Here is a 23300-nt window from a genome sequence, read left to right on the forward strand (position 1 = left end):
TTGCATGCAGCGCGTCGTTCCCGCACTATAACCGGAAAAAGCCGAGCGCAAACCGCTTTTTAGCGGCGCCCGGCCGGGTGGGGCGGGGTGCGGCCGATGGCGCCTGCTTCAGTACTGGTAGTCCTCGAAGACGTGGTCGATATCCCGATTCCACCGACCGCCGTAGAGCGCCAGCATGTCCTCGGCGAGCGTCGTCTTCTTGGCGAGGATTTCATCGAGCGAGGCGAGGAAGACGCTCTCGTCCTGGCCTTCGCTGTTGAGGCGCGCACGCGCCTTGAGGCCCGCGCGCGAGAGATCGACGACCTGCCGTGCGACGTCGAGCACGCTATGGCCGGCAACTTCGGCGGCCAGCGCCTTGGCCGGCACCGCGTCGCGCATGGCGATGACGTCGGCATGGGTCCAGTTACGGGTGAGGTCGTCTGCCGCTGCAAGGCTCGCATCGTCGTAGAGGAGGCCGACCCAGAAGGCAGGCAGTGCGCAGATTCGCCGCCACGGCCCGCCGTCGGCGCCGCGCATCTCGAGGAAGCGCTTCAGACGGACATCGGGGAAGAGCGTCGAGAGGTGGTTGGTCCAGTCGCCGAGCGTCGGCTCCCAATCGGCGATTTCGCCCTTCAGCGCGCCGGCCATGAACTGGCGGAAGGTGACGTGGGTGCAGTCGTGGTAACGCCCGTCGCGGACGACGAAATACATCGGAACGTCGAGTGCCCATTCGACATAATCGGCAAAGCCGAAAGTCTCGTTGAAGGCGAAGGGCAGGGCGCCGGCACGTGCATTGTCCGTATCCCGCCAGATGTCGCCGCGCCAGGAGAGCAGCCCGTTCGGCTTGCCGTCGGTAAACGGCGATGAGGCGAAGAGGGCGGTCGCGACCGACTGCAGCTTCATTGACACGCGCATCTTCCGGCGCATGTCTTCTTCGGACGAGAAGTCGAGGTTCACCTGGATGGTGCAGGTCCGGTACATCATGTCCAGTCCCTGGCTGCCCACCTTCGGCATGTAGCGCGTCATGATCTCGTAGCGCGATTTCGGCATGCGCGGCGTTTCGGCAAGCGTCCATTTCGGGCTGCCGCCGATGCCGAGAAAACGGATGCCCATCGGCTCGGCGACGTCGCGCAGCACCGAAAGATGCTGGTTCGATTCCCGGCAGGTCTCGTGAAGCGTTTCGAGCGCGCCGCCGGAGAGTTCGAACTGCCCGCCCGGCTCGATGGAGATCGCGCCTTCACCGTCGCCGCCGGCAAGTCCGATGATGTTCTCCCCGTCCATGATCGGTTCCCAGCCGAGCTTCTTCTGCATGCCGTTGAGCAGCGCCGAAATGCTCGCTTCGCCGGAATAGGGGACCGGGCTGTTGTCCGCCCGGAAGAAGGCGAACTTCTCGTGCTCCGTTCCGATCCGGAAAGCCTCCCGCGGCTTGCAACCGTCTGCGAGATAGGCGACCATTTCGTCGACCGACGTGAGCGGAGTGTGATCGGTGGTGTCGCGGGCCATGCAGTGAACCTTGTTGGCGAAGTCGGCCCAAGGAGCGGACCATCGCGTGAATGGACCGGAATGAAGCCGGTGCGCAAGTGAAATTCTCTCAAGCCTTCGTCAAAAAAATCGGAAGCTTGCGGCAGGTCAAGCCCGTCTCGTCAATGCCAGTCGCCGACGGTTGCCTGCACGACGGCAAGCGCCGCGACCGCGGCGGTATCGGCGCGAAGGATGCGCGGCCCGAGCGGGATCGCGGTGACGAAATCGAGGTCGCGCAGCAGGGCCCGTTCCTCCTCGGAAAAACCACCCTCCGGCCCGACGAGCAGGGCGAGCGAGCGCTCGCGGATACCCTGAAGGGCGGCGAGCGGGTTTTGTGTCGCGCTATCCTCGTCGCAGAAGATGATCCGCCGCGTCGCGGGCCAGCGTTCCAGCAGGTCCTTCAGCCGCTTCGGCGCCTCGACCGTCGGGATCGAAAGGACGCCGCACTGTTCGGCGGCCTCGACGGCGTTCGCCTGCAGGCGGTCGAGATTGGTGATCTTGCCCTGGACGTGCTGGGTCATCACCGGCTGCAGGAGCCCCGCACCCATTTCGACGGCCTTCTGCACGAGGTAGTCCATGCGCCCGACCTTCAGGGGCGCAAAGAGGAAGTGCAGGTCGCAGGGCTCGGGCTGCGGGCGCGTCTGTTCCGCCGCGGTCATGACGATGCGCTTGCGCGTCGGGAAGGCGAGGGTCGCCTTCCATTCGCCGTCGCGCCCGTTGAAGAGGAGGAGTTCGGAGCCTTCCGCCATTCGGAGCACGTTGGCGAGATAGTTGAACTGCTCCGGGCTGGTCTCGACCGTCGCGCCGGCAGAAAGCCCCGCGGCGACGAAAAGCCTCTGCATCCGGTAGTTGGCGCGCATGGGTTCCCCGTCTTCCCCTCGTTACACGAAGAGCTGGAACATAACCCAGTAGATCAGCGCCGCAAGCCCCGCAGCCGCCGGGACGGTGATGATCCACGCGGCGACGATCGTCATGAAGTGCGAGCGCCGGACGAGATAGCGGCGACGCATTTCGTCTGAGTTGCGGTCGGTGGCTTCCTCGACGACCCAGCGGTCCGACTTGGCGCGGATGTAGTCCACGCGCCGCTTGGAGTTGCGGGTATACCATTCGCGGAAGAAGCCGACCCCGAAGACCGCACCGACGGCGATGTGCGTCGAACTGACCGGCAGACCCAGCCAGGAGGCGACGATGACCGTGACGGCTGCCGACAGCGAAACGCAATAGGCCCGCATCGGGTTGAGCTTGGTGATCTGCTCGCCGACGAGGCGGATGAGTTTCGGGCCGAAGAGGAAGAGGCCGAGCGAGATGCCGGTTGCGCCGATCACCATCACCCAGATCGGAATCTCGACCTTGGCGGCGATCTCGTGCGCGCGGATGGCGTGAACGATTGCAGAGAGCGGACCGATCGCATTCGCCACGTCGTTCGCACCGTGGGCGAAGGAAAGGAGTGCTGCCGCGAAGATGAGCGGCAGGCGGAAGAGCTTGCGGAGCGACTGGTTGCGGTTTTCGAGCCCGACGGACTGCCGCCGGATGAGCGGCACGCTGAGCGCCCAGCCGATCGCCCCCGTCACAACGCCGACCAGCACGGCGGCGGTAAGGCTGACATGCATCAGCTGCTTCAGCCCTTTCAGCGCCAGATAGGCGCAGAAGGTTCCGATCATCAGCGCGATCAGGATCGGCACCCAGCGTCGGGCGGCCGCGATCTTGTCGTGCCGGTAGATGATGAATTCCTTGATGAAGGCGAGGAACAGGGCGGCGATGACACCGCCGAGCAGCGGCGAGATCACCCAGCTTGCGGCGATCCCGATCATCGATTCCCAGTTGACCGCACCGACCCCGGCAGCGGCAATTCCCGAACCCATCACCCCGCCGACCACGGCATGGGTCGTCGAGACCGGCGCGCCGATCCAGGTGGCGAGATTGACCCAGAGCGCCGAAGAGAGCAGAGCGGCCATCATCGCCCAGACGAAGACTTCGGCGTTCGGCACCTGTGCCGGATCGACGATCCCTTTGGAGATGGTCGAAACCACGTCGCCGCCGGCAATCAGGGCGCCGGCGGATTCGAAGATCACCGCGATGACGAGCGCCGTCGTCATCGTCATCGCCCGCGATCCGACCGCCGGGCCGACATTGTTGGTGACGTCGTTGGCGCCGATGTTCATCGCCATGTAGGCACCGATCGCGGCCGCCGCGATGACCATGACGGCGCCCGGCTGGTTGATCACATAGGCGCCGGCGAAGATCATCGTCGTCACCAGGAAGATCAGGCCGATGCCGACCGGCGCGTAGCCGCGGGAGATGTGCTGGGCTGCCTCCTCGACATAGGCGAATTTGTCGAGATCCTTGTCGAGAGTGGGCTTGACGAGGCTGGGCGGCGACTTGGCCATGACGATACTGCCTTCCTGAGGGGCACCCCCCGAGGGCCGCCCTTCCGCGAAATCCTGTAGATGACGACGAAACGCTGCTGTGACCGTCCGGTTCTGCGCGATGTTCCGAATTCGCCCTTTGCCCTAGTGGCAAAGCGGCGCAGGCGCAATATGACAGTTTTATGACAGCCCGATTTTACGAGCCTTCGACAGGATTCTTGGGCTTGGCGAGTGCACCGGCCGTCTTTTCGGCGAACGCGTGCAGCAACACCTTCAGTTCCGGCTCGCGGACCCGGGCGGCTGCTTCCTCGGGGCTCACCCATTCCAGCCGGCGCATCCCCTTCTCCGGGAAGTCCTTGGTCATTTCCTTGACCTCGAGCGCGTGCACCTGAACCCGGCACGCGACCTTGAGGCCCCCTTCCATGCCCTTGGCATAGCCGTAGTAGCCGATCGGCTCGCGGGAGACCTTGCCCCGCACGCCGGCCTCTTCCCAAGCCTCACGCTCGGCCACTGTATGGGACTTCTTGCCGGCCATCGGCCAGCCTTTCGGGATCACCCATCGGCCGGTGTCGCGGCTCGTCAGCAGAAGGATCTCGATGCCCCCCTGCTTCTTGCGCGGACGGTAGCACAGGGCGGCATATTGCTGGCGCGGCGGCCGCCGCAACATCAACTGCACGTCCGAGGCTATCCGGCTCATGATCGTCAATTCCCGCTGTCTCCCGTCTTCGAAGCTTACGCTCTGGTTGTGTTCGTTCGGTGACCTCTCCGGATTCACACGGCGAATCAGTCAAGCGACCGTTTAACCGTTGATGTTGGATCAACGGCACGTCAGGTCAAGTGTTCCGCTTGTCCACTTTTGGGCTATGCACCGATCGTGTGCCGCCCGATCTCCTGCCAGTAGCGGAGCCCCTCGATGACGCCGTCGGCCCGGGCGCGATCCGCGAGATAGACGTCGTCGCGTTCCTCAGCGAGCCGGCGCAGTACGGTGTGCCCATTCGAGGGAACGATGCCGCGCACGCCGTCGAGTAGGAACATGCCGAGGTCGTTGCCGGTGTCGCCGGCGACGACCGCCTCATGCAGGCCGATGCCGAGCTCTTCGCAAAGCCAGGTCAGCGCCTTGCCCTTGTCGGCGTTGCCGGGCAGCACGTCGAGGTCGCGTCCGCTCGAATAGACGAGTTTCACCGATAGACCCTCGGCGCGCAGTTCTTCTTCCAGTGCCTCGATGCGTTCGAGCGGGGCATCGTGGAAATACCAGCTGGACTTGTGCATGTGCTGATAGCGTTCCGGTTGGCGCCTGATGCCGGGCAGGGACTGCAGCCGCTCCGCGATCCGGAGCGGGTCATAGTCATGGTCGAGCGAAGCGGCATAGGCCGCCGCGATGTCCGGCACTGTCGCGGCGTGCATCATCGTGCCGACGCCGCCGATGAGGTAATCGGCCTCCGGCAGGCCCTCCTCGGCGATGAAAGCCAATATGTCCTCGATAAGCCGGCCGCTGTTGTAGACGAGCAGCGGGCGGCTGTCAGGATCGAGGCTCGCCCAGTAGTCGGAGAACCGCCGGGAGGCGTCACGATCTCCGGCGAGCGTGCCGTCGAGGTCGGAGGAGAAAATCCGCGCTGGGTTCAGTCGCCGTCGTTCCATGGTTCATCCCAGTCCGCGTCATCGAGCGCTTGCGCCACCGGACGGCCTTCGACAAGCGCCACGAGCTGTTGGGCGATTCCGGTCCAGGTGAAGAGGCTGCGGGCCTTGTGGGCGCCCATGCGCGACAGACGACCGTAGAGGCGCGGATGCTTCAACGGTTTCATCATCGTGATGCCGAGATCCTCCTTGTCGAAGGGATCGGCAAACAGCGCGTGCCGGCCGTAGCTGACCGCGCGGAAGAGGCCGCCGTGAACGGTGACCACGGTCGGCGTGCCGCTGGCCATGGCCTCGATCGCCGTCATGCCGAATGGCTCGTAGCGGCTCGACAGCACGAAAAGGTCGGCTGCGCGGTAATGATCCGGCAACTCCTCGTCGGGGATGAAGCCGGAGAAATCCACGCGGTCGGAGAGTCCCAGTGCTTCCACCTGCTCATGCAATTGCTTGAGAAGGGCGCTTTCCTGGGCGTCGAGATTTTCGCCACCGAGCGCCAGCCGAAGCCGTGCGTCGGGAATGCGGCTCGCGAGCACCGAAAAGCCGTCGATGAGGAGGTCGTAGCCCTTGTTGGTGGCAAGCCGCCCGAGGGCCAGCACCACGTGATCGGAAAAGCCGAGCCGCTGCCGGATCATCTGACGCGACGCCTGTGAGACCGGGAAGAACCGGTTGTCGTCGTAGCCGGGCGGGATCATGTGGACGCGGCTGCGCGCGAGCCCGTAATCGTCGAGCAGCATGTCGAGCTGGATCGGTGTGGTGGCGATCACCAGCTGGCAGCTGCGGTAGATGATCAGCTCGTGCTGGATGCGTTCGCGGAAATTGAACTCTTCCTCGAACTTGTCGGCGCGCTCGGGATAATCCGTCTCCATCTGACGCTTCTTCCACATGCCGAGCGAATGCGGCGTGTGGATGTGCGGGATCGAGAGCGCCTCGGAAAGCCGCTGGCCGGCGACGCCGCCGTCCCAATAGTGGCTGTTGACGAAGAGATAGGAAAGGTTCTCGTTCTTGATGAAGCGGAGAGCCTTCTCGCCCCACTCCGCCAGGTGCCGGTGCAGGTACTCCTTCGGGATGAAATCCGGTCCGCCACAGGGAATGCGGATCACCCGCACATTGTCGTCGACGATGTCGACCGGCGGCTGGTCCTCGAAGAGTCGGGTGTAAATGTCGACCTTGTGCCCGAGCTGGCCGAGCTTCTTGGCCAGCTCGAGGACGTAGACCACTTGCCCACCGGTATCGGCGGCGCCGAGTGGCGGATGGGCGGCGACGTAACCGTGAGTCGAGACGAGCGCGATCCGCGGCGTTTCGACCAGTTCGTTGATTGTATTCGTCATCCTGGAACAGTAGAAATTTGGTTCATAAAAGGCAAGTTTCTAATGCCGGAATAAGGAACTTTGTTCCTAAACGAGAACGAAATTTCTATTTTGTACCTGGTGGCGGCAACAAGACAGGATGGCCCGCAGGCCATCCGAAGCTTCACGCGGAAGGTTCGCCGACGATGACGATGTGCAGCGCCCGCGGCCCGTGGGCGCCGAGCAACAGCGTCTGCTCGATGTCGGCGGAGCGCGACGGACCGGTGACGAAGTTCACGGTACGCGGCATCGCGGCCTTGCCGTTTACGGCCCGCAGCCGCGACCAGATCGCTTCCATGTCGCCGGCGATGTCGCGGGCGTCGAGCGCGACGATGTGGTGCTCCGGCAGGAAGGTCAGGGTCACCGGATTGTCCGGGCCTGAAAGGAGCGCGAGCGTTCCCGTCTCGGCGATCGCGCCGAAGGCATGGCTGACGGCGGCAAGGTCGTGGCCGTCGGAGGCGCCGTGGCGGATTTCGAGCGTGCGTTCCTCGCCCCATGGTGCGACGGCGAGCCGTGGATCGTTTCCGATCCGCACGGAGGCCGGCAGGTTGCGGCCTTTCAGATAGTCCGCGACCGCGGCAGGCAGTGCCGAGAGATCGGCGATGCGGGTGGTGGTGGCGTGGTACTTTTCCGCCATCGCGACGAAGAGGTCGAGGCGTGCTGCGCCCGGCAGCTGGCCACGGGCGGGAATGATGCCGCGCGGCGTCTCGGCGAGGCGTGAGGCGACCGCAGAGCGGCGCGCGGAATCGTCCGGCGAAGCCTTCAGCGAGGCGCGGACTTTCTTAAGAATTGCCGATTTGCCGTCCATGACGCTCACGCCTCCTGCCTGTTTGCCTGCCGTTCGGCCCATTGCTGCATGAAGGTCCGGCCTTCCGGTGCGGGCAGGTCGCGGTATTTCGTCCAGCCGGAGGCGAGCGGCAGGGCGCCGATCCTCCGCTTGTCGCCGCCGAGCATCGCGAGCGTCCGGGCACCGAGCGACGCCGCCAGCCGGTAGAGAGCCGGCCGCCTGGCGAAGAAGGCCCAGAGGCCGAGGCCGTACCGGCTCGTCGCCGGCGTGAGGTGCCGCTCGAATTCCCGCTCGCGCCAGTGCCGCATCATTTTCGGCAGCGGGATGCGCATGGGGCAGACGCTCTCGCAACGCCCGCAGAAGGTCGAGGCGTTCGGCAGGTGGCCGGACTGATCGATGCCGAAGAGCGACGGCGTCAGTACGGCACCCATAGGGCCGGGATAAACCGATCCGTAGGCGTGGCCGCCGACCGCGTGATAGACCGGACAATGGTTCATGCAGGCGCCGCAGCGGATGCAGCGCAGCATCTCCTCGAACTCTGTGCCGAGCATGGCCGAGCGGCCGTTGTCGAGCAGCACGACGTGGTATTCGTCCGGACCGTCGGGATCTTCCGGGCGACGCGGGCCGGTGGAGAAGGTGGTGTAAACCGACATGTCCTGGCCGGTCGCCGAACGGGCGAGCAGGCGGAGGATCTGCGCGCAGTCCTCGAGCGTCGGGACGATCTTTTCCAGCGAGGCGACGACGACATGCACCTTGCCGAGCGTCTGGGTGAGGTCGCCGTTGCCCTCGTTGGTGACGATGACAGAAGTGCCGGTCTCCGCGACAAGGAAGTTGGCGCCGGTGATGCCGACATCCGCCTGGAAATAGCGTTTGCGCAGCACTTCGCGTGCCTCGGAGAGCAGCGTTTCCGGCGCCGTCAGGTCGCGGTCGGCCGGCAAATGGGTGTGGACGCGGCGGAAATCGGCCTCCACCTGATCCTTGTTGAGGTGCACGGCCGGCGCGATGATATGGCTCGGATGCTCGCCGCGCAGCTGGATGATGTATTCGCCAAGGTCGGTCTCGACCGGCTCGACGCCCTGGGTTTCGAGGAATTCGTTGAGGTTGATCTCCTCGGTGATCATCGACTTTCCCTTGGTGACCGTCTTCGCGTTCACCTTGCGGCAGATGTCGAGGATGATCCGGCGGGCGTCTTCCGCGCTCTCGGCCCAGTGGACGTGGCCGCCGGCCGCCTTCACCTTCGCCTCATAGGCTTCGAGATAGAGGTCAAGATGGGCGAGCGTGTGGTTCTTGATGTCGCGGGCGTTGTCGCGCAGGAGCTCGAACTCGGGCAGGGCTGCGGCGGCGGTCGCGCGCTTGGCGATGAAGCCGGTCTCGACGTTCTTCAGCGCCTTCTGCAGCTGCGGATCGTGAAGGGCGGTAACGCTGTTTTCCTTGAACTGGGGAGCGGTGAACTGCATCGGCCGACCCTCACTTGCCCGAGCCGGCGATCGGCGCCGTGTCCGTCATCCCGGCGAGAACCTCCGCCACGTGGCGGACCTCGACCTTCGAGCCCTCGCGCCGCAGCTTGCCGGCCATGTTCATGAGACAGCCCATGTCTCCGGCGAGCAGGGCATCGGCCCCGGCGGCCTCGATGTTCTCCGTTTTCTTGCCGACGATCTTGTTGGAGATGTCGGAATACTTGATGCAGAAGGTGCCGCCGAAGCCGCAGCAGACATCGCTGTCGGCCATTTCCTTGAGTTCCAGCCCTTCGACGCCCGCAAGCAGTTTGCGCGGCTGCTTGCTGATGCCGAGTTCGCGAAGACCCGAACAGCTGTCGTGATAGGTGACGCTGCCCTCGAAGGTCGCATCGACCTTCGGCACGAACATCACGTCGCTCAGGAAGGAGACGAGTTCATGAACTTTCTCGGCGAAGGCGTGGCTGCGCGCCTCCCAGGCCGGGTCGCCCTTGAAAAGCTCGGGATAGTGCCTCTTCAGCATGGCGCCGCAGGAACCGGAGGGGGCGACCACGTAGTCGAAGCCCTCGAAGAGCTCGATCACCTGTTTGGCAAGCGCGCGCGTGTCCGCCTTGTCGCCGGAGTTGTAGGCCGGCTGGCCGCAGCAGGTCTGCGCCATCGGAACATGCACCTCGCAGCCGGCATCCTCGATCAGCTTGGCGGCGGCAAACCCGACGCTCGGACGGAACAGATCGACGAGACAGGTGGCGAAGAGGCCGACGCGCGGCCGCACTTTCTGCGGTTCTGGGGTCATTTGGAAATGTCCGTTCCTTCGGTTGTCGTCTGTTTCGATGCACGGCCGGAAGCCGGCTGTGCCGAGCGGCTCAAGAGCCGCAGGCGTGCGACGCGGCCCCGCTCGTCGGCGCGGCTTGCATCCTCGACGGCCTGCATCACGAAATCGATATGGGCCTGGGCTGCCCGCTTGGCGCGCTCGCCGTCACCCGCGACGATTGCCTCGTAGATCGCCACATGCTGCTGCAACAGCCGCTCGCCGGCGTCATCGAGTGCGAACACCGCCTTCCTGTTGAAGAAGATGCCCTGCGAGAGCAGCCGGTAGCAGGCGCGCATCGTGTGCAGCAGGATGACGTTATGGGCGGCTTCGCCGATCGCGTTGTGGAATTCGATGTCGGCGGCGAGTTCACCCTCGGCCGAGCCGCTTTCGTGCGCCCGCCGCATGTCCGCGATGATGCGGGCGAGAAGCGCCTTGTCGGTCTCGGTCGCGCGTCGCGCCGCAAGCTCCGCGGTCAGGCCTTCGAGTTCGCGGCGGTATTCGAGATAGTCGCGCGCGGCGCGCTGATGGCGCGAGATGAGTTCGGTCACGGGTTTCGAGAACACCTGGCCGATGATATCCGCCACGAAGGTGCCGCCACCGTGCTGGCTGACGAGCAGTCCGCGTGCCTCAAGCTCCTTCAGGGCTTCACGAAGAATGGGACGCGAGACGTCGAAAGCCTGCGCCATGTCGCGCTCGCCGGGCAGGCGGTCGCCGTCGCGCAGCACACCGTCGAGGATCAGCTGCTCGATCTGCAGCACCACCTCGTCGGCCGTGCGGCTGTGGCTGATCTGGGTGAAAAGTCCCCGATCGCTCTCGGCATCCGTCTCGGTCACGCCATTCTCCTTCGAGCGCATGTGTAGCAAGTGCCCGAAGGATTGGTCAATTAATTTGTCCAGTTTGAAAGGGCGAGCGTCGAGGGTTCGTCAGCCGAAGGTGAGGAAGAACTTCGAGTACGGCGCCTTCAGCCCGCCGATCGCCGCCTTGGTCGCCGCGGCATCGTTGTTCGTCGCCGCTCCGCGCAGCTTGGCGACGCTCGTCTCGACGGCGCCGAGCAGGGCCTCGAAGTTGCCGCCGGCGTCCCTCGGAGGATGCGCCTTTATGTCGGAGAGGAGGTACTCCAGCACGGCGGCTTCCTCGCGCACCGCGATGGTGTCGGCGGCATCCATGCCGAGAACCTTTTCCATGCGTGCGTGGTAGGCGTTCATGCGGTCGGAAAAGCTGTAGATGTCGTTGCGCAGGTGCAGGTCGCCGATTTCGTCACGAATGCCCTCGAGCGTGGCGTGCGCCTTGGCGAGATCGCCGCCGGCGACCTGGGTCGAGGCGCTCTCTGCGATTGCCGTCACCTTTTTCATCGTGTCGGGAAATGCAGCATCGTCGACGTACTGGGGCGGCGCCGGCAACGCCGCAAGCGCCGACCATGCCTTGGTGAAGCGGTCGAGCGCGGCGGCCGATTCGGAGCTGCCGCCCGTGTTGGTCGCGAAGAGGGCCGCCCGGTAGTCGCCGTAGGCTGTCCGCAGGCTGGTCTCGAAATCCCGGACCTCTCCGGCCATTGCAGGCACGGCGAGGACAAGGGCGACCAGAAGGGCGGGCATTGAACGTTTCATCGGGTATCCTCCTTCAGGGGCATTCGTCGTCGGTGTTTCGCCGCATCGGGGGCAGCGGCGCGCGTTGCCGATATTCTTGGCAGCACTCTCGAAAAACAGCAACAACAACGATGCGCATGTCGCCTAAGTGCGACGAATGTAAGGCCCTGTGGCAAACGACCCCCTGACGGGCGGACGCGACATTTGCTAGAAGGAGCGGATTGGTCGCAGAACCTCAAGCTGGGAGTTGGGATTGGATACCGGAAGACTTGCATTTCCCGCCGCACCGGAGCGGGCAATTGCCCTCGGCGAAATCCACGCCCGGCCCTTTCCTCTCGTCAAGTCGTCACGGGTGATCCTGCAACTCGCCTTCATGATGGACGGCGGCGCAGCCGTGCACCACAGCGTGCTTGCGGAACTGTCGCGGGCCGCAGGCGTGTCGCCGCCCGATCGTGCCTCACGGCATCATGCGATGGCCTGGGGTGCGGGCACGTTGCGCTGGGAACGGCACACCGAATTCTCCGCCTGGCTCTGGGAAGGACCGGCGCCGGAAAATTTCGGCGGCGACATCACCGTCCACCCCTTCGGCAGCGCCTTTTCCGCGCCCGGCCCGCTGATCTCCGGGATCCGGCTGGAAATCCGCCCCGAGGGCAAGGAGGCGACGATGGCGATCGGCAGCTTCGATCCCGCGAGCCTCTGCTACAGTGAAGTGAAGAAGGGGCAGGCAACCGTCGTCACCGACTTCCGGCAGGATGGCGACGGATTGACACGCATCCTGGTCATCGACCGCGGGCTCAACGATGCGGGTCGCGGCGCACTGGTGCAGCGGCTTCTCGACATCGAGACCTACCGGACGCTCGCCATGCTGGGCCTGCCGCTCGCCCAGACCCTTTCGCCGGATATCCGCCGCATCGAGGACGGATTGACCGCCGTCACCCAGCGCATGAAAGGTCATGCGCGGGAGGAAGCTGACTCGATGCTCGGCGAGATCACGCGGCTCGCCGCAGAACTCGAGGCGAACGCCGCGCTCAGTCTCTACCGTTTCGGCGCGAGCAGAGCCTATGACGGCATCGTCCACGAGCGTATCAAGACACTCGACGAAAGCCCCGTGCCCGGCTTCGAGACGATCGGTTCTTTCCTCGAACGACGACTGGCGCCGGCCATGCGCACCTGCCAGTCGGTCGAGGAGCGGCAGGCCAACCTCTCGCGCAAGCTGTCACGTGCCACCGGCCTCGTCCGCAGCTGGATCGACGTGGAACTGGAGCGACAGAATTCCGATCTGCTCGCCACCATGAACCGCCGCGCCGAGATGCAGCTTCGCCTGCAGCAGACGGTCGAAGGCCTCTCCGTCGCAGCGATCTCCTACTATGTCGTCGGCCTGATCGGTTATCTGGTCAAGGCGGTGAGCCATGAGGTCATGCCCGTCGATCCGGGCATTATCACCGGGCTTTCCGTTCCCTTCGTCGTGCTCGGCGTCTGGCTGGTCGTGCGGCGGATCCGCAAGCACCATGTCGACGGTGAGGAATAGGTCGGCTCATCGCTCCCAATAGGGTATTGGCCCATAGAGTTCGGCGAGATAGTCGATGAACAGGCGCACCTTGGCCGGCAGAAACTGTCGACTCGGATAGACCGCCGAAAGCGAGACGTTGCGTGAACCCTCATAGGCCGGCAGCACCTGCACGAGCTTGCCCGCCTTCAACTCCGGCCCGACGTCCCAGGTCGAGCGCAGCGCGATGCCGAGGCCGGAGATGACTGCCTCGCGGATCACCTCGCTCGAATTGGTGACGAGCATGCCGTCCGGCCGGATGTTCAGCGCGCCGTGCGGCCCTTCCAGCCGCCAGGCGTCGTAGTTGTGGGCCGGCAGGCAACGGTGCTGCTTCAGGTCGTCGATCGTCTGCGGCATGCCGTGTTGGGCGATGTAGTCGGGCGAGGCGCAGAGGATGCGCCGCACCGGTGCGAGCCGCCGGGCGACCAGCGAGGAGTCGCTGAGGTCGGCGATGCGGATGGCGAGATCGAAGCCGCCGCCGACGATGTCGGTGAATTCGTCGGAGAGCACGAGGTGGATGGCAAGCTCCGGGTGGGCGTCCATGAACGCCTTGAGGTGCGGCGCGATATGCAATCGCCCGAAGGAGGTCGGAGCGGAGATCTTGAGGGTGCCGCGCACCTCCGACGACCTGCCGGAGGCATAGGCCTCCGCGTCTTCGATACCGGCGAGCACGGCCACGATACGCTCGTAGAAGCCCTGGCCGGCTTCGGTGAGCGAGATCTGCCGGGTGGTTCGCTGCAGGAGCCGGGTGCCGAGCCTGTCCTCGAGCCGTTTGATCCGCTTTGACACCACCGCCGGCGACAGGCCGAGCGCCCGTGCCGCCGTCGACATGCTGCCGGTGGCGATCACCCGCGAGAAGACCTCGAGATCTCCCAGATTGGTCATGCGGTCTCCATTCTTTCCGGTTTTGTCATAAGTCCATAGCATTTGCATGCATTTGGTCAAAGTGGTAAAGAAAGAATACCAGTTGAAGCCGTGGGCAGGGCGGTGTATGCCGATCTTGCCTTGCGAGGGAAGGACCATGACGGAAGCCATCAAGTTTCTTGAGCCCGATGCCGCGATCCTTGCCCGGCGCAAGGAGATCGTCGAAGACCTCGCCGAACTAGTTCCGCCGGAGCGTCTGGTGCATGAGCCGGTCGAGCTCGTCCCCTTCGAGACGGACGGTTTTCTCGCCTATCGTCGCCGGCCGCTGGCGGTCGTGCTGCCGGAGACAACCGCGCAGGTCGCGGCGGTGATGAAGTACTGCCATCGCTACGGCATTCCCGTCGTTCCACGCGGGGCGGGGACCTCGCTTTCGGGCGGTGCCATCCCGCAGGAGGATGCGGTCGTGCTCGGCCTCTCGGCAATGTCGCGCATCCTCGACATCGATTACGCCAACCGTACCGCGACCGTTCAGGCCGGCGTCACCAATCTTTCGATTTCGGACGCGGTCGGCGCCGACGGTTTCTTCTACGCGCCCGATCCGAGCTCGCAGCTTGCCTGCACGATCGGCGGCAATATCGGCATGAATTCCGGCGGCGCCCACTGCCTGAAATACGGCGTCACCACCAACAACCTGCTCGGCGTGAAGATGGTGCTGGTGGATGGCACCATTGTCGAACTCGGCGGCAAGGCGCTGGATGCGGCGGGCTACGATCTTCTCGGCCTCGTCTGCGGCTCGGAGGGCCAGCTCGGGATCGTCACGGAAGCGACGGTGCGGCTGATCGCCAAGCCGGAAGGCGCGCGTCCGGTCCTCTTCGGCTTCGACAGCGCGGAAGCCGCCGGCTCCTGCGTCGCCGACGTCATCGGCGCCGGCATCGTCCCGGTCGCGATCGAATTCATGGACAAGCCGGCGATCGAGATCTGCGAGGCCTTCGCCCATGCCGGCTATCCGCTCGACGTCGAGGCCTTGCTGATCGTCGAGGTCGAGGGTTCCGAGGCCGAGATGGAGGCGATGCTCGCCTCGATCGTCGAGATTGCCCGCCGGCACGGTGTCAAAACGGTGCGCGAGAGCCAGTCGGCGCTGGAAGCGGCGCTAATCTGGAAGGGGCGCAAGTCCGCCTTCGGTGCCACCGGCCGCATCGCCGATTATATCTGTATGGACGGCACGGTGCCGCTCGGGCAGCTCGCCTACGTGCTCAGGAAAACCTCCGAAATCGTCGACCGTTACGGACTTCGGGTCGCCAACGTCTTCCACGCCGGTGACGGCAACATGCATCCGCTGATCCTCTACAACATTAACGATCCCGAGGATGCCGCCCGCGCCGAGACGGCGGGCATGGAGATCCTGAAGCTCTGCGTCGACGCCGGCGGCTGCCTGACGGGCGAGCACGGCGTCGGGATCGAGAAGCGCGACCTGATGCGCCACCAGTATTCCGACCTCGACCTCGCCCAGCAGATGGCGGTTCGCGCAGCCTTCGACCCGGCCTGGATCCTCAACCCTTCGAAGGTTTTTCCGCTGGAGGGACGGGCGTGATGGCAATTGCTGTTGTTCACCCCCCTCTGCCCTGCCGGGCATCTCCCCGACAAGGGGGGAGATCGTCAGCGGCGAACGCTCGCTCCTTGGCGACGCTGGCTCAAGCACGAAACAGGCCCTGTACTGGTGGCCAGAACGTGGCCACTTCACCTTGGGATCGGAAGTCAGCGCGGCGGATGCCACAGCCGATCTCCCCCCTTGTGGGGGAGATGGCCGGCAGGCCAGAGGGGGGTATTTCATGCTGACTCCAGCGACCGAAACCGAAGCTGCCGAAATCATCCGCGACCATGCCGAGCGGGCGGTCCCGCTCGAGATCCGGGGCGGGGGCACGCGCGCCGGTTTCGGCAATGCTGTGCAGGCCGCTGCGACGCTCTCGTCCTCCGGGCTCTCCGGCATTCTCACCTACAATCCGGCGGAAATGGTGATGACGGCACGCGCCGGCACGTCCGTCGCCGAGATCGAGGCGGCCCTCGACGCGAACGGTCAGGCGATGGCCTTCGAACCGCCGGATCATCGGCCGGTCATGGGAACGGCAGGCGAACCGACCATCGGCGGCATCTTCGCCGTCAATGCGTCCGGGCCTCGCCGCATCACCGCGGGTGCTGCGCGCGACAGCCTGCTCGGCGTGCGCTTCGTCAACGGCCATGGCGAGATCGTCAAGGCCGGCGGGCGGGTGATGAAGAACGTGACCGGGCTTGACCTCGTCAAGCTGATGGCCGGCTCCCACGGCACGCTCGGCCTCCTGACCGAGGTCACCTTCAAGGTCCTGCCGCGGCCGAAGATGGCGGCGACCATCGTGCTTTCCGGCCTCGACGACGAGGCCGCCACGCACGCCATGGCGGCGGCGATGGCGCTGCCGGTTGAGGTCTCGGGTGCTGCCCATCTGCCGGAAAGCGTCAGGTCGCGTTTCCTCTCGGGCGGCCTGCCCGATGGCCCGGCGACCGTCCTGCGCGTGGAAGGCCTGGAGGCATCCGTCGCCGTCCGGGTGGAAAAGCTCGCGGCTGCCATGCAACGCTTCGCACCCGCGACCCGCCTCGGACCGGAGGAGACGGCGGTGCTGTGGCGCGAGATCCGCGACGTCAAGCCCTATGCCGACGGCACGATGCGGCCCCTCTGGCGTGTCTCGGTCGCGCCCTCCCAGGGAGAGAAACTCGTCGCGGCGTTGCGGCTCGCGACCGGCGTCGACGCCTTCTACGACTGGCAGGGCGGCCTCGTCTGGATGCGGATGGAGGCGGACCCGGAAGCGGAGATCCTGCGGCGCTACATCCGCGCGCTCGGCGGCGGCCACGCGACGCTCATGCGGGCCTCAGGCGCGGTGCGCGCATCCGTCGCGTCCTTCGAACCGCAGGAACCTGCGCTGGCCTTGCTTTCGCAACGGGTTAAGGCAAAATTCGACCCTGTGGGGATATTGAATCCCGGCCGCATGACGACAGGAGAATCCGCATGACCGAGCCGACCTCGCAGATGCCGCAGACGCCGCCAACGCCGCCGGCCCGCCGGACCGACAACTGGATGGACCCCGGCAAGCTGAATGTCCAGATCATCTATGTCCTTTACCTCGCGAGCTTCGTGATCGGCATCACCGCGGTCGTTGGGGTGGTTTTCGCCTATCTCAACCGCGGCAAGTCCGATCCGTGGCTCGAGAGCCACTACACCTGGGCGATCCGCACCTTCTGGATCGGCATCCTCTATGCCGCGATTTCCGTCGTGCTGACGCTCGCCCTCGTCGGCGTCATCCTGGCGATCGCCACCGCGGTCTGGGTGATCGTGCGCTGCGTTATCGGGCTGCAACGGGTGAGCAACGATCAGCCGATCGAGCGGCCGGAGAGCTGGCTGATCTGACCGGGACAGAACCCGACAAACGAAGGAGGAAGGGGACGGACCTCTTCCTCCATGCGCTGGAGTTTTGAGTTTGCAGACCAATTTCACCGCCGAGCAGCTGGCAGACCCGCGTGTGGCCGAAGCCGAGAATATCCTGCGCAAGTGCGTGCATTGCGGCTTCTGCACGGCGACCTGTCCGACCTACGTGACGCTCGGCAACGAACTCGATAGCCCGCGCGGACGCATCTACCTCATCAAGGACATGCTGGAGAACGGTCGCCCGGCGGACGAGCAGATCGTTCGTCATATCGACCGCTGTCTCTCCTGCCTCGCCTGCATGACGACCTGCCCCTCGGGCGTCGACTACATGCATCTCGTCGATCATGCCCGCATCCACATTGAAAAGACCTACCGGCGCCCTCTGGCGAACCGCCTGACCCGCGGCGTGCTCGCCATGGTGCTGCCCTATCCGGCGCGGTTCCGCTTCGCCCTGACACTCGCCCGCATCGGCAGACCTTTCGCCGGTCTCCTGAAGCGGGTGCCCCAGCTCAAACCCTTCGGCGCGATGCTCGAGCTCGCCCCGCGCGTCTTGCCCGCGAAGGCGGCATCGCCGGCGCCGGGCGAACCTTCCGCCGGGGTGCCGAAGCGTGGTCGCGTCGCGATCCTGGCAGGCTGCGCCCAGCCGGTGCTCGATCCCGGCATCAACGAGGCGACGGTGCGGCTGCTGACGCGTCTCGGCGTGGAGGTGGCATCGCCGCAAGGCGAGGGCTGCTGCGGGGCCCTTGTCCATCACATGGGGCGCGAAGAACAGGCGCTCGATTTCGCCCGCCGCAATGTCGATGCCTGGACCCGCGAGATCGAAAGGGGCGGTCTCGATGCGATCATCATCACCGCCTCCGGCTGCGGCACGACAATCAAGGACTATGGCCATATGCTGCGGCTCGATCCGGCCTATGCGGAAAAGGCCGCGCGCGTCTCGGGGCTTGCCAAGGACGTGACGGAGTATCTCTCGACGCTCGAACTTCCCCGGCTCGAAGCAAAGGGGATCGTCGTCGCCTATCACTCCGCCTGCTCCCTGCAGCACGGCCAGAAGGTAACCATGGCGCCGAAGACATTGCTGGCGAATGCGGGCTTCACCGTCCGTGAACCGGCTGAAGGCCACCTCTGCTGCGGTTCGGCCGGCACCTACAACATCCTGCAGTCGGAGATTTCCGAGATGCTCAAGGCGCGTAAAGTGAAGAACATTGCTGCGACGAAGCCGCAGGTGATCGCCGCCGGCAATATCGGTTGCATGACCCAGATCGGTTCCGGAACCGATCTGCCGGTGGTTCACACCGTCGAGCTCCTCGACTGGGCTTATGGTGGCGAGCGCCCAAGGAAATTAGCCAAATCCTAAGGATGTTTCGTTAAATTCTGCCCTCTGGCCGGGACAGTTTTCCGGTTCCGGAGGAGGTTCGGCAATGTGCGCCAGAATAGCGATTGCTCTTATCGCGGCACTCACGGGCTCGTGCGAGGCACTCGCTGCCCAGCGCATCTACTGCGTCGCCGACGATGCAAACCTGAAGATGTCGCTCGAAAGCGGCTTCAGCGCCGAAAAGCAGGGCGCTCTGGAGCATTTCCGTGGCGTGCTGACGCTGAAGGATTCGAAGGTCCCAGGCCTCGTCGAGACGATGCGTCTCACCTCGTCGATGCTGAAACAGCACTGGATGGACGGCAGCGAGCTGCGCCTGCAGGTCTACACTGAATCACAGAGCGGCCCTTTCGCCACTCTCGAACTGACCGTGGACACCGCGGTCACGCCCGACGACAAGTCCCGCTTCCAGGGCGGCTATACGGTCAAGGTACAGACGGGTACGGACGCTAGCGGCAACCTTCAGACGGCCCTTTCCCGCGACGGACGGGTCGTCTGCGAATTGAAGTAGCCGGCGCTGCCTGTCGGATGCGCCGGCCTTGACGGCTTTACCAGCGGAAGGTGATGCCGGCGTTGACCGCGTTCGTCATGATGTTGGTCTTCAGCGTCGCGCCGCTGTCGATATCCACATCGACCCACGAATAGTTGCCCTTGTATTCGACGAAGGCCTGCCAGCGGTCGGCGATGTCGTAGGCGACGCCGACCTGGGCCTGCACCGTCGCGCCGCCGAGCTGGAATTCGGAGGTGGTGCCGGAGGCGCGGGTCACTTCGACATGCGGGATGTTCACGCCGGCGCCGGCGCCGACGTAGGGCGTGAACCGGGTGCCCTCGATCGGGAAGCGATAGAGCGCGTTCAGCGTCACGAGGTTGAGGCCGTCGGTGAATTCGAAGTGGCTCCAGCCGGTATCGGCGAGCGTGCCGTCGTCGGCATAGACCTTGGCATGGCTGTAGTCGAGCGAGAGGCCGAGGTTCGGCTGGCCGATTTCCTCCATCCACCAGGTGCCGCGAATGCCGTAATAGGGCGGCATGGAGAAGGAGTTGCCTTCCCAGCCGGCGGTGAAATCCGGTCCATCGGAGACTTCGACGTCGCTGTGCGGTGCCGACTGGACGCCGCCGTAGACGGAGATCGCCATCTCGGCACGAGCCGCGGAGGTGAAAAGCAGGAGTGCGGCGATGGCCGCGGAAGAGGACAGGCAGGCGATTTTCTTCGACATGAGGCAACCTGATTCTGCTGTTTGAGCTCGCCCGCATATTAGGAGGTGTCAAAGACCAAGTCTGTTTCTATTTTGCATCACTGCCGGCTGGAATGTTGTTTCCTATAAGGAACTTCGGGATGCCGGCGCCGCCGGCTCATCACGTTTGCGTGTCCAGGCCCCTGAAAAGGAACAAGGCGCACGATTTCTCGCACGCCTTCCGAAAGCCTGATCGTGAAGCGACGCCTCAGCCGCCGAGAATCGTCCGCAGGAGGTCGATGCCGCGGTCCTCGAAGCTCACCTTGCCCTGTCTGTTGCCGGGGCCGACGACGATCACCTTGGTGCCGACCGAGGCGCGCTCGTAGAGGTGCTCGACGTCCTTGTTCATCATGCGGATGCAGCCCGACGACATGTTGAGCCCGATCGTCCAGGGCTGGTTCGTACCGTGGATGCGGAAGATCGTGTCGTGGCCGCCCTTGAAGAGATACATGGCGCGGGCGCCGAGCGGATTGTCGATACCGCCTTCCTGCACGACCGGCAGCATGTGACCCTTGGCGGCTTCACGGGCGCGCATCTGCGCCGGCGGGCGCCAGCTCGGCCACTCTTCCTTGCGACCGATCTTGACGACGCCCGACCAGCCGAAGCCCTCGCGGCCGACACCGACGCCGTAGCGGGTCGCGCGGTTGTTGCCCTCGACGTAGTAGAGGAACTTGTTGTTGGTATCGATGATGATGGTGCCGGGTTTCTCGTCGGTGACGAGCCGCACGACGCGGCGGCGGAATTTCTCGGCCGGCTGCTTCGGCTTTTGCGCCACAAGCGTGACGTCGCTTGCGGCGGCCGCAGGCCTGGCGGCACCGCCGAAGGCGTCGGCCTCGACCGGCGCCAGCATGCCGGTCGCAGCGATGGCGGCTGCGGTAAGCACGGACAAGTATTTCGACATGGTGGACTTCCCCCGTAAATTATACCGGGGAAAAGCCATAGCCGACTCGCTTTGGAATTCAAGTCCAAAGCCGTCGGCCAAAGCAGAAATGGTATGGGATACTACGATAAACTTCGTCTGAGTGGCCAAAAATGGTCAGATGACGATGACGGTCGTGCCGACGTTCACGCGTTCGTAGAGATCGACGACGTCCTCATTGCGCATGCGGATGCAGCCCGAGGAGACGGCGTTGCCGATCGTCCATGGCGCGTTGGTGCCGTGGATGCGGTAGAGGGTCGAACCGAGATACATGGCGCGTGCGCCGAGCGGATTGGCGGGACCGCCTTCCATGTGGGCCGGAATGAAGTGACCCTTCGCCGCCTCGCGGGTGATCATTTCCTGCGGCGGGTTCCAGGCCGGCCACTCGGCCTTGCGGGTGACCTTGTGCTTGCCCGCCCATTCGAAGCCCGGCTTGCCGACGCCGACGCCGTAACGGCGCGCCTTGCCGTCGCCGAGCACGAGGTAAAGGAAGCGGTTGTTGGTGTCGATGACGATGGTGCCGGCGGGTTCGGCTGTCTGGTAGTCGACCATCTGCGGCAGGTAGATCGGGTTGAATTCCTTCGGCGCCGGATTGTTCGGCCGCACCGCGACCGGCTGCGGGGCGACTGCGGCCGGCTGGTCGAAGCTTCGCCGGATCTGCCGGCGCGGGGCAGGGGCGACCGGCTGCGGACGCGGCGCATAGACGACCGGACGGACGGCGCCACCGAGCTGCATCACCCACGGCGCGGTGAGGTCGGGGCTGACGACGACCGGCGGACGATTGCCGTAACGGTCGTTGGCCTCGGCCGCGGGCGCCAGGGGCAGGATGAGGCTCGTTGCCAGGAGAAGCGTTTTCTTGATCATCGGGCGGACTCGCTACAATTAACACCGAGAACTGAAAAAGGGCCGTCCTCCGGCCCCGGATTGCCGCACGGTGCCACCCGGCCGGCGCAGAATTGGTAAATCGCCGTTCATGAAAATGCGGTCTTCTCGATAAACCTTTCGTCAGGGTTAGCAGCCGGTTTTGAGAACTGGTGAACAAATGGTAAACATCGCCGCATTGTGAGGGAGAATCACCGAGATGGACGGAACGGGACTGATCACCGGCGACGACGGGCTCGTGCGCTGCTTCTGGCACGGCAATCTGGAGGATTACCGCCGCTATCACGACGACGAGTGGGGCTATCCGGTCTCCGACGACCGCCGGCTCTTCGAGAAGATCTGCCTGGAAGGCTTCCAGTCCGGGCTCTCCTGGCTCACCATCCTGCGCAAGCGCGAGAATTTCCGCGCTGCTTTCGCGGGCTTCGATTTCGAGAAGGTCGCGCAGTTCGGCGAAGAGGACATTGCGCGATTGCTCGCCGATGCAGGCATCGTGCGCCATCGCGGCAAGATCGTCTCGACGATCAACAACGCCGCGCGCGCGATCGAACTCAAGGCGGAGTTCGGCTCGCTCGCCCGCTATTTCTGGGGCTTCGAACCGGGGGCTGACGAGCGGCCGTCGCGAGTGGATTACGCGACGCTGAGGGCGAACCCGACCTCGCCGACCTCGGTTCGGCTCTCGAAGGACCTGCGCAAGCGCGGCTGGACCTTCGTCGGCCCGACCACAGTCTATGCCTTCATGCAGGCCATGGGGCTGGTCGACGACCACATCGAAGGCTGCGTCTGTCGCGGCAAGGTCGAGGCGATGCGCGAGGCCTTCGCCCGCCCGCGCTGACGGTTCACTGCAGGCTGGCCAGGAGATCCGGCAACTCGCCGAGATGGGCGATCTCGCGGAAACGCGGCGCCTCGACCGGCTTTTCCACTTGCTCCAGCACCCAGGTGAGCTCGTGCGGCACGAAGACGCCCCAAGCGCCGGCGGCGATCGCCGGCACCACGTCGGACTTCAGCGAATTGCCGACCATCATCGCCCGCTCCGCGCTGTCGCCGTTGCGGGAGAAGACGCGGCGGTAGGTGGTCGCAGTCTTGTCGGAGACGATCTCCACCGCGTCGAAGAGTTCGCCGAGACCGGACTGCGCAAGCTTGCGTTCCTGGTCGAAGAGATCGCCCTTGCTAACGAGCATCAGGTAATAGTCGCCCGCGAGCCTCTCCAGCGTGTCGCGGGCATGCGGCAGTGTCTCGACGGGATGGCTGAGCAACTCGCGCCCGACCCGGAGGATATCGTCGATCACCCGTGCAGGCACGCAGCGGTCGGTGATTTCGAGCGCCGTTTCGATCATCGACAGCGTGAAGCCTTTGATGCCGAAACCGTAATAGGCGAGATTGCGCTTTTCCGCCTCCAGCAGCCGCCCGGAGATGTGCTCGGGCTCGGCGAAATCGGCGAGCAGAGCGGTGAAATGCTCTTCCGTCAGCCTGTAGTATTGCTCGTTCTGCCAGAGCGTGTCGTCGGCATCGAAGCCGATCGTGGCAAGGGGGCGCAGGGTCATTGTCGGTAGTCCGC

At 64.8% G+C, this 23300-nt stretch carries 23 protein-coding genes; 7 read left to right on the plus strand and 16 right to left on the minus strand.

The window, feature by feature from the left end:
* Nucleotides 1-108 precede the first annotated feature (108 nt).
* From DFR48_RS07855 to DFR48_RS07905, 11 genes are all read right to left on the minus strand, one after another.
* The gene (locus tag DFR48_RS07855; RefSeq protein WP_114362602.1) at nucleotides 109-1482 is read right to left on the minus strand and encodes a glutamate--cysteine ligase; all 1374 of its coding nucleotides are present in this window, start codon (nucleotides 1480-1482) and stop codon (nucleotides 109-111) included.
* A gap of 140 nt (nucleotides 1483-1622) precedes the next feature.
* Complete coding sequence (locus DFR48_RS07860; protein ID WP_114362603.1) at nucleotides 1623-2360, minus strand: 16S rRNA (uracil(1498)-N(3))-methyltransferase; 738 nt, start codon at nucleotides 2358-2360, stop codon at nucleotides 1623-1625.
* A gap of 21 nt (nucleotides 2361-2381) precedes the next feature.
* On the minus strand, nucleotides 2382-3887 hold the full coding sequence (locus tag DFR48_RS07865) for an inorganic phosphate transporter (RefSeq protein WP_114362604.1): 1506 nt from the start codon (nucleotides 3885-3887) through the stop codon (nucleotides 2382-2384).
* Nucleotides 3888-4062: 175 nt separating this feature from the next.
* Nucleotides 4063-4563 (minus strand): NUDIX hydrolase, encoded by a 501-nt coding sequence (locus tag DFR48_RS07870; protein WP_374591000.1) that lies wholly within the window; start codon nucleotides 4561-4563, stop codon nucleotides 4063-4065.
* Nucleotides 4564-4727: 164 nt separating this feature from the next.
* Complete coding sequence (locus DFR48_RS07875) at nucleotides 4728-5504, minus strand: HAD-IIB family hydrolase (protein WP_114362606.1); 777 nt, start codon at nucleotides 5502-5504, stop codon at nucleotides 4728-4730.
* Complete coding sequence (locus DFR48_RS07880) at nucleotides 5486-6826, minus strand: glycosyltransferase family 4 protein (protein ID WP_114362607.1); 1341 nt, start codon at nucleotides 6824-6826, stop codon at nucleotides 5486-5488. Before DFR48_RS07880 ends, DFR48_RS07875 begins: the two co-directional genes overlap by 19 nt.
* Before the next feature lie 142 nt (nucleotides 6827-6968).
* Entirely contained in the window at nucleotides 6969-7652 is a 684-nt protein-coding gene (locus DFR48_RS07885) for a LutC/YkgG family protein (RefSeq protein ID WP_114362608.1), read from the minus strand.
* A 5-nt stretch (nucleotides 7653-7657) separates the two neighbouring features.
* A complete protein-coding gene (locus DFR48_RS07890) occupies nucleotides 7658-9088 on the minus strand; it encodes a LutB/LldF family L-lactate oxidation iron-sulfur protein (RefSeq protein WP_114362609.1) in 1431 nt (476 codons plus the stop codon).
* Nucleotides 9089-9098: 10 nt separating this feature from the next.
* A complete protein-coding gene (locus DFR48_RS07895; protein WP_114362610.1) occupies nucleotides 9099-9878 on the minus strand; it encodes a (Fe-S)-binding protein in 780 nt (259 codons plus the stop codon).
* Nucleotides 9875-10729, minus strand: a complete 855-nt coding sequence (locus DFR48_RS07900) for a FadR/GntR family transcriptional regulator (RefSeq protein WP_245415546.1) — start codon at nucleotides 10727-10729, stop codon at nucleotides 9875-9877. The genes DFR48_RS07895 and DFR48_RS07900 overlap by 4 nt, the downstream gene beginning before the upstream one ends.
* A gap of 90 nt (nucleotides 10730-10819) precedes the next feature.
* Entirely contained in the window at nucleotides 10820-11500 is a 681-nt protein-coding gene (locus DFR48_RS07905; protein ID WP_114362612.1) for a hypothetical protein, read from the minus strand.
* A gap of 232 nt (nucleotides 11501-11732) precedes the next feature.
* On the opposite strand from DFR48_RS07905, the gene DFR48_RS07910 reads away from it, so the two are divergent.
* A complete protein-coding gene (locus DFR48_RS07910; RefSeq protein WP_114362613.1) occupies nucleotides 11733-13007 on the plus strand; it encodes a DUF3422 family protein in 1275 nt (424 codons plus the stop codon).
* Between the two features lie 6 nt (nucleotides 13008-13013).
* On the opposite strand, the gene DFR48_RS07915 is transcribed toward DFR48_RS07910, so the two are convergent.
* Nucleotides 13014-13910 carry a LysR family transcriptional regulator gene (locus tag DFR48_RS07915; protein WP_114362614.1) on the minus strand — a complete coding sequence of 299 codons (897 nt, stop codon included), beginning with the start codon at nucleotides 13908-13910 and terminating at the stop codon, nucleotides 13014-13016.
* A gap of 136 nt (nucleotides 13911-14046) precedes the next feature.
* On the opposite strand from DFR48_RS07915, the gene DFR48_RS07920 reads away from it, so the two are divergent.
* The 5 genes from DFR48_RS07920 (at nucleotide 14047) to DFR48_RS07945 (ending at nucleotide 19223) form a co-directional block, all read left to right on the plus strand.
* Nucleotides 14047-15480 carry an FAD-linked oxidase C-terminal domain-containing protein gene (locus tag DFR48_RS07920; protein ID WP_114362615.1) on the plus strand — a complete coding sequence of 478 codons (1434 nt, stop codon included), beginning with the start codon at nucleotides 14047-14049 and terminating at the stop codon, nucleotides 15478-15480.
* A gap of 238 nt (nucleotides 15481-15718) precedes the next feature.
* Complete coding sequence (glcE, locus tag DFR48_RS07930; protein ID WP_114362616.1) at nucleotides 15719-16927, plus strand: glycolate oxidase subunit GlcE; 1209 nt, start codon at nucleotides 15719-15721, stop codon at nucleotides 16925-16927.
* On the plus strand, nucleotides 16924-17322 hold the full coding sequence (locus tag DFR48_RS07935) for a DUF4870 family protein (RefSeq protein ID WP_114362617.1): 399 nt from the start codon (nucleotides 16924-16926) through the stop codon (nucleotides 17320-17322). Before glcE ends, DFR48_RS07935 begins: the two co-directional genes overlap by 4 nt.
* Nucleotides 17323-17392: 70 nt before the next feature.
* On the plus strand, nucleotides 17393-18697 hold the full coding sequence (gene glcF / locus DFR48_RS07940) for a glycolate oxidase subunit GlcF (protein WP_114362618.1): 1305 nt from the start codon (nucleotides 17393-17395) through the stop codon (nucleotides 18695-18697).
* Between the two features lie 64 nt (nucleotides 18698-18761).
* Nucleotides 18762-19223 carry a hypothetical protein gene (locus DFR48_RS07945; RefSeq protein ID WP_114362619.1) on the plus strand — a complete coding sequence of 154 codons (462 nt, stop codon included), beginning with the start codon at nucleotides 18762-18764 and terminating at the stop codon, nucleotides 19221-19223.
* Nucleotides 19224-19260: 37 nt separating this feature from the next.
* Here DFR48_RS07945 and DFR48_RS07950 read toward each other — a convergent pair whose 3' ends face one another.
* From DFR48_RS07950 to DFR48_RS07960, 3 genes are all read right to left on the minus strand, one after another.
* Complete coding sequence (locus tag DFR48_RS07950) at nucleotides 19261-19926, minus strand: outer membrane protein (RefSeq protein WP_114362620.1); 666 nt, start codon at nucleotides 19924-19926, stop codon at nucleotides 19261-19263.
* 226 nt (nucleotides 19927-20152) lie between these two features.
* Entirely contained in the window at nucleotides 20153-20845 is a 693-nt protein-coding gene (locus DFR48_RS07955; RefSeq protein WP_170141823.1) for a L,D-transpeptidase, read from the minus strand.
* Nucleotides 20846-20980: 135 nt separating this feature from the next.
* Nucleotides 20981-21727 carry a L,D-transpeptidase gene (locus DFR48_RS07960; protein WP_114362621.1) on the minus strand — a complete coding sequence of 249 codons (747 nt, stop codon included), beginning with the start codon at nucleotides 21725-21727 and terminating at the stop codon, nucleotides 20981-20983.
* A gap of 217 nt (nucleotides 21728-21944) precedes the next feature.
* Here DFR48_RS07960 and DFR48_RS07965 point away from each other — a divergent pair, with 217 nt between their 5' ends.
* Nucleotides 21945-22577, plus strand: coding sequence for a DNA-3-methyladenine glycosylase I (locus tag DFR48_RS07965; RefSeq protein WP_114362622.1), 633 nt, complete (start codon nucleotides 21945-21947; stop codon nucleotides 22575-22577).
* Between the two features lie 4 nt (nucleotides 22578-22581).
* On the opposite strand, the gene DFR48_RS07970 is transcribed toward DFR48_RS07965, so the two are convergent.
* Nucleotides 22582-23286, minus strand: a complete 705-nt coding sequence (locus DFR48_RS07970; protein WP_114362623.1) for an HAD family hydrolase — start codon at nucleotides 23284-23286, stop codon at nucleotides 22582-22584.
* Between the last annotated feature and the right edge of the window lie 14 nt (nucleotides 23287-23300).

This window comes from Ciceribacter lividus (genome assembly GCF_003337715.1).
GTDB lineage: Bacteria > Pseudomonadota > Alphaproteobacteria > Rhizobiales > Rhizobiaceae > Allorhizobium > Allorhizobium lividum.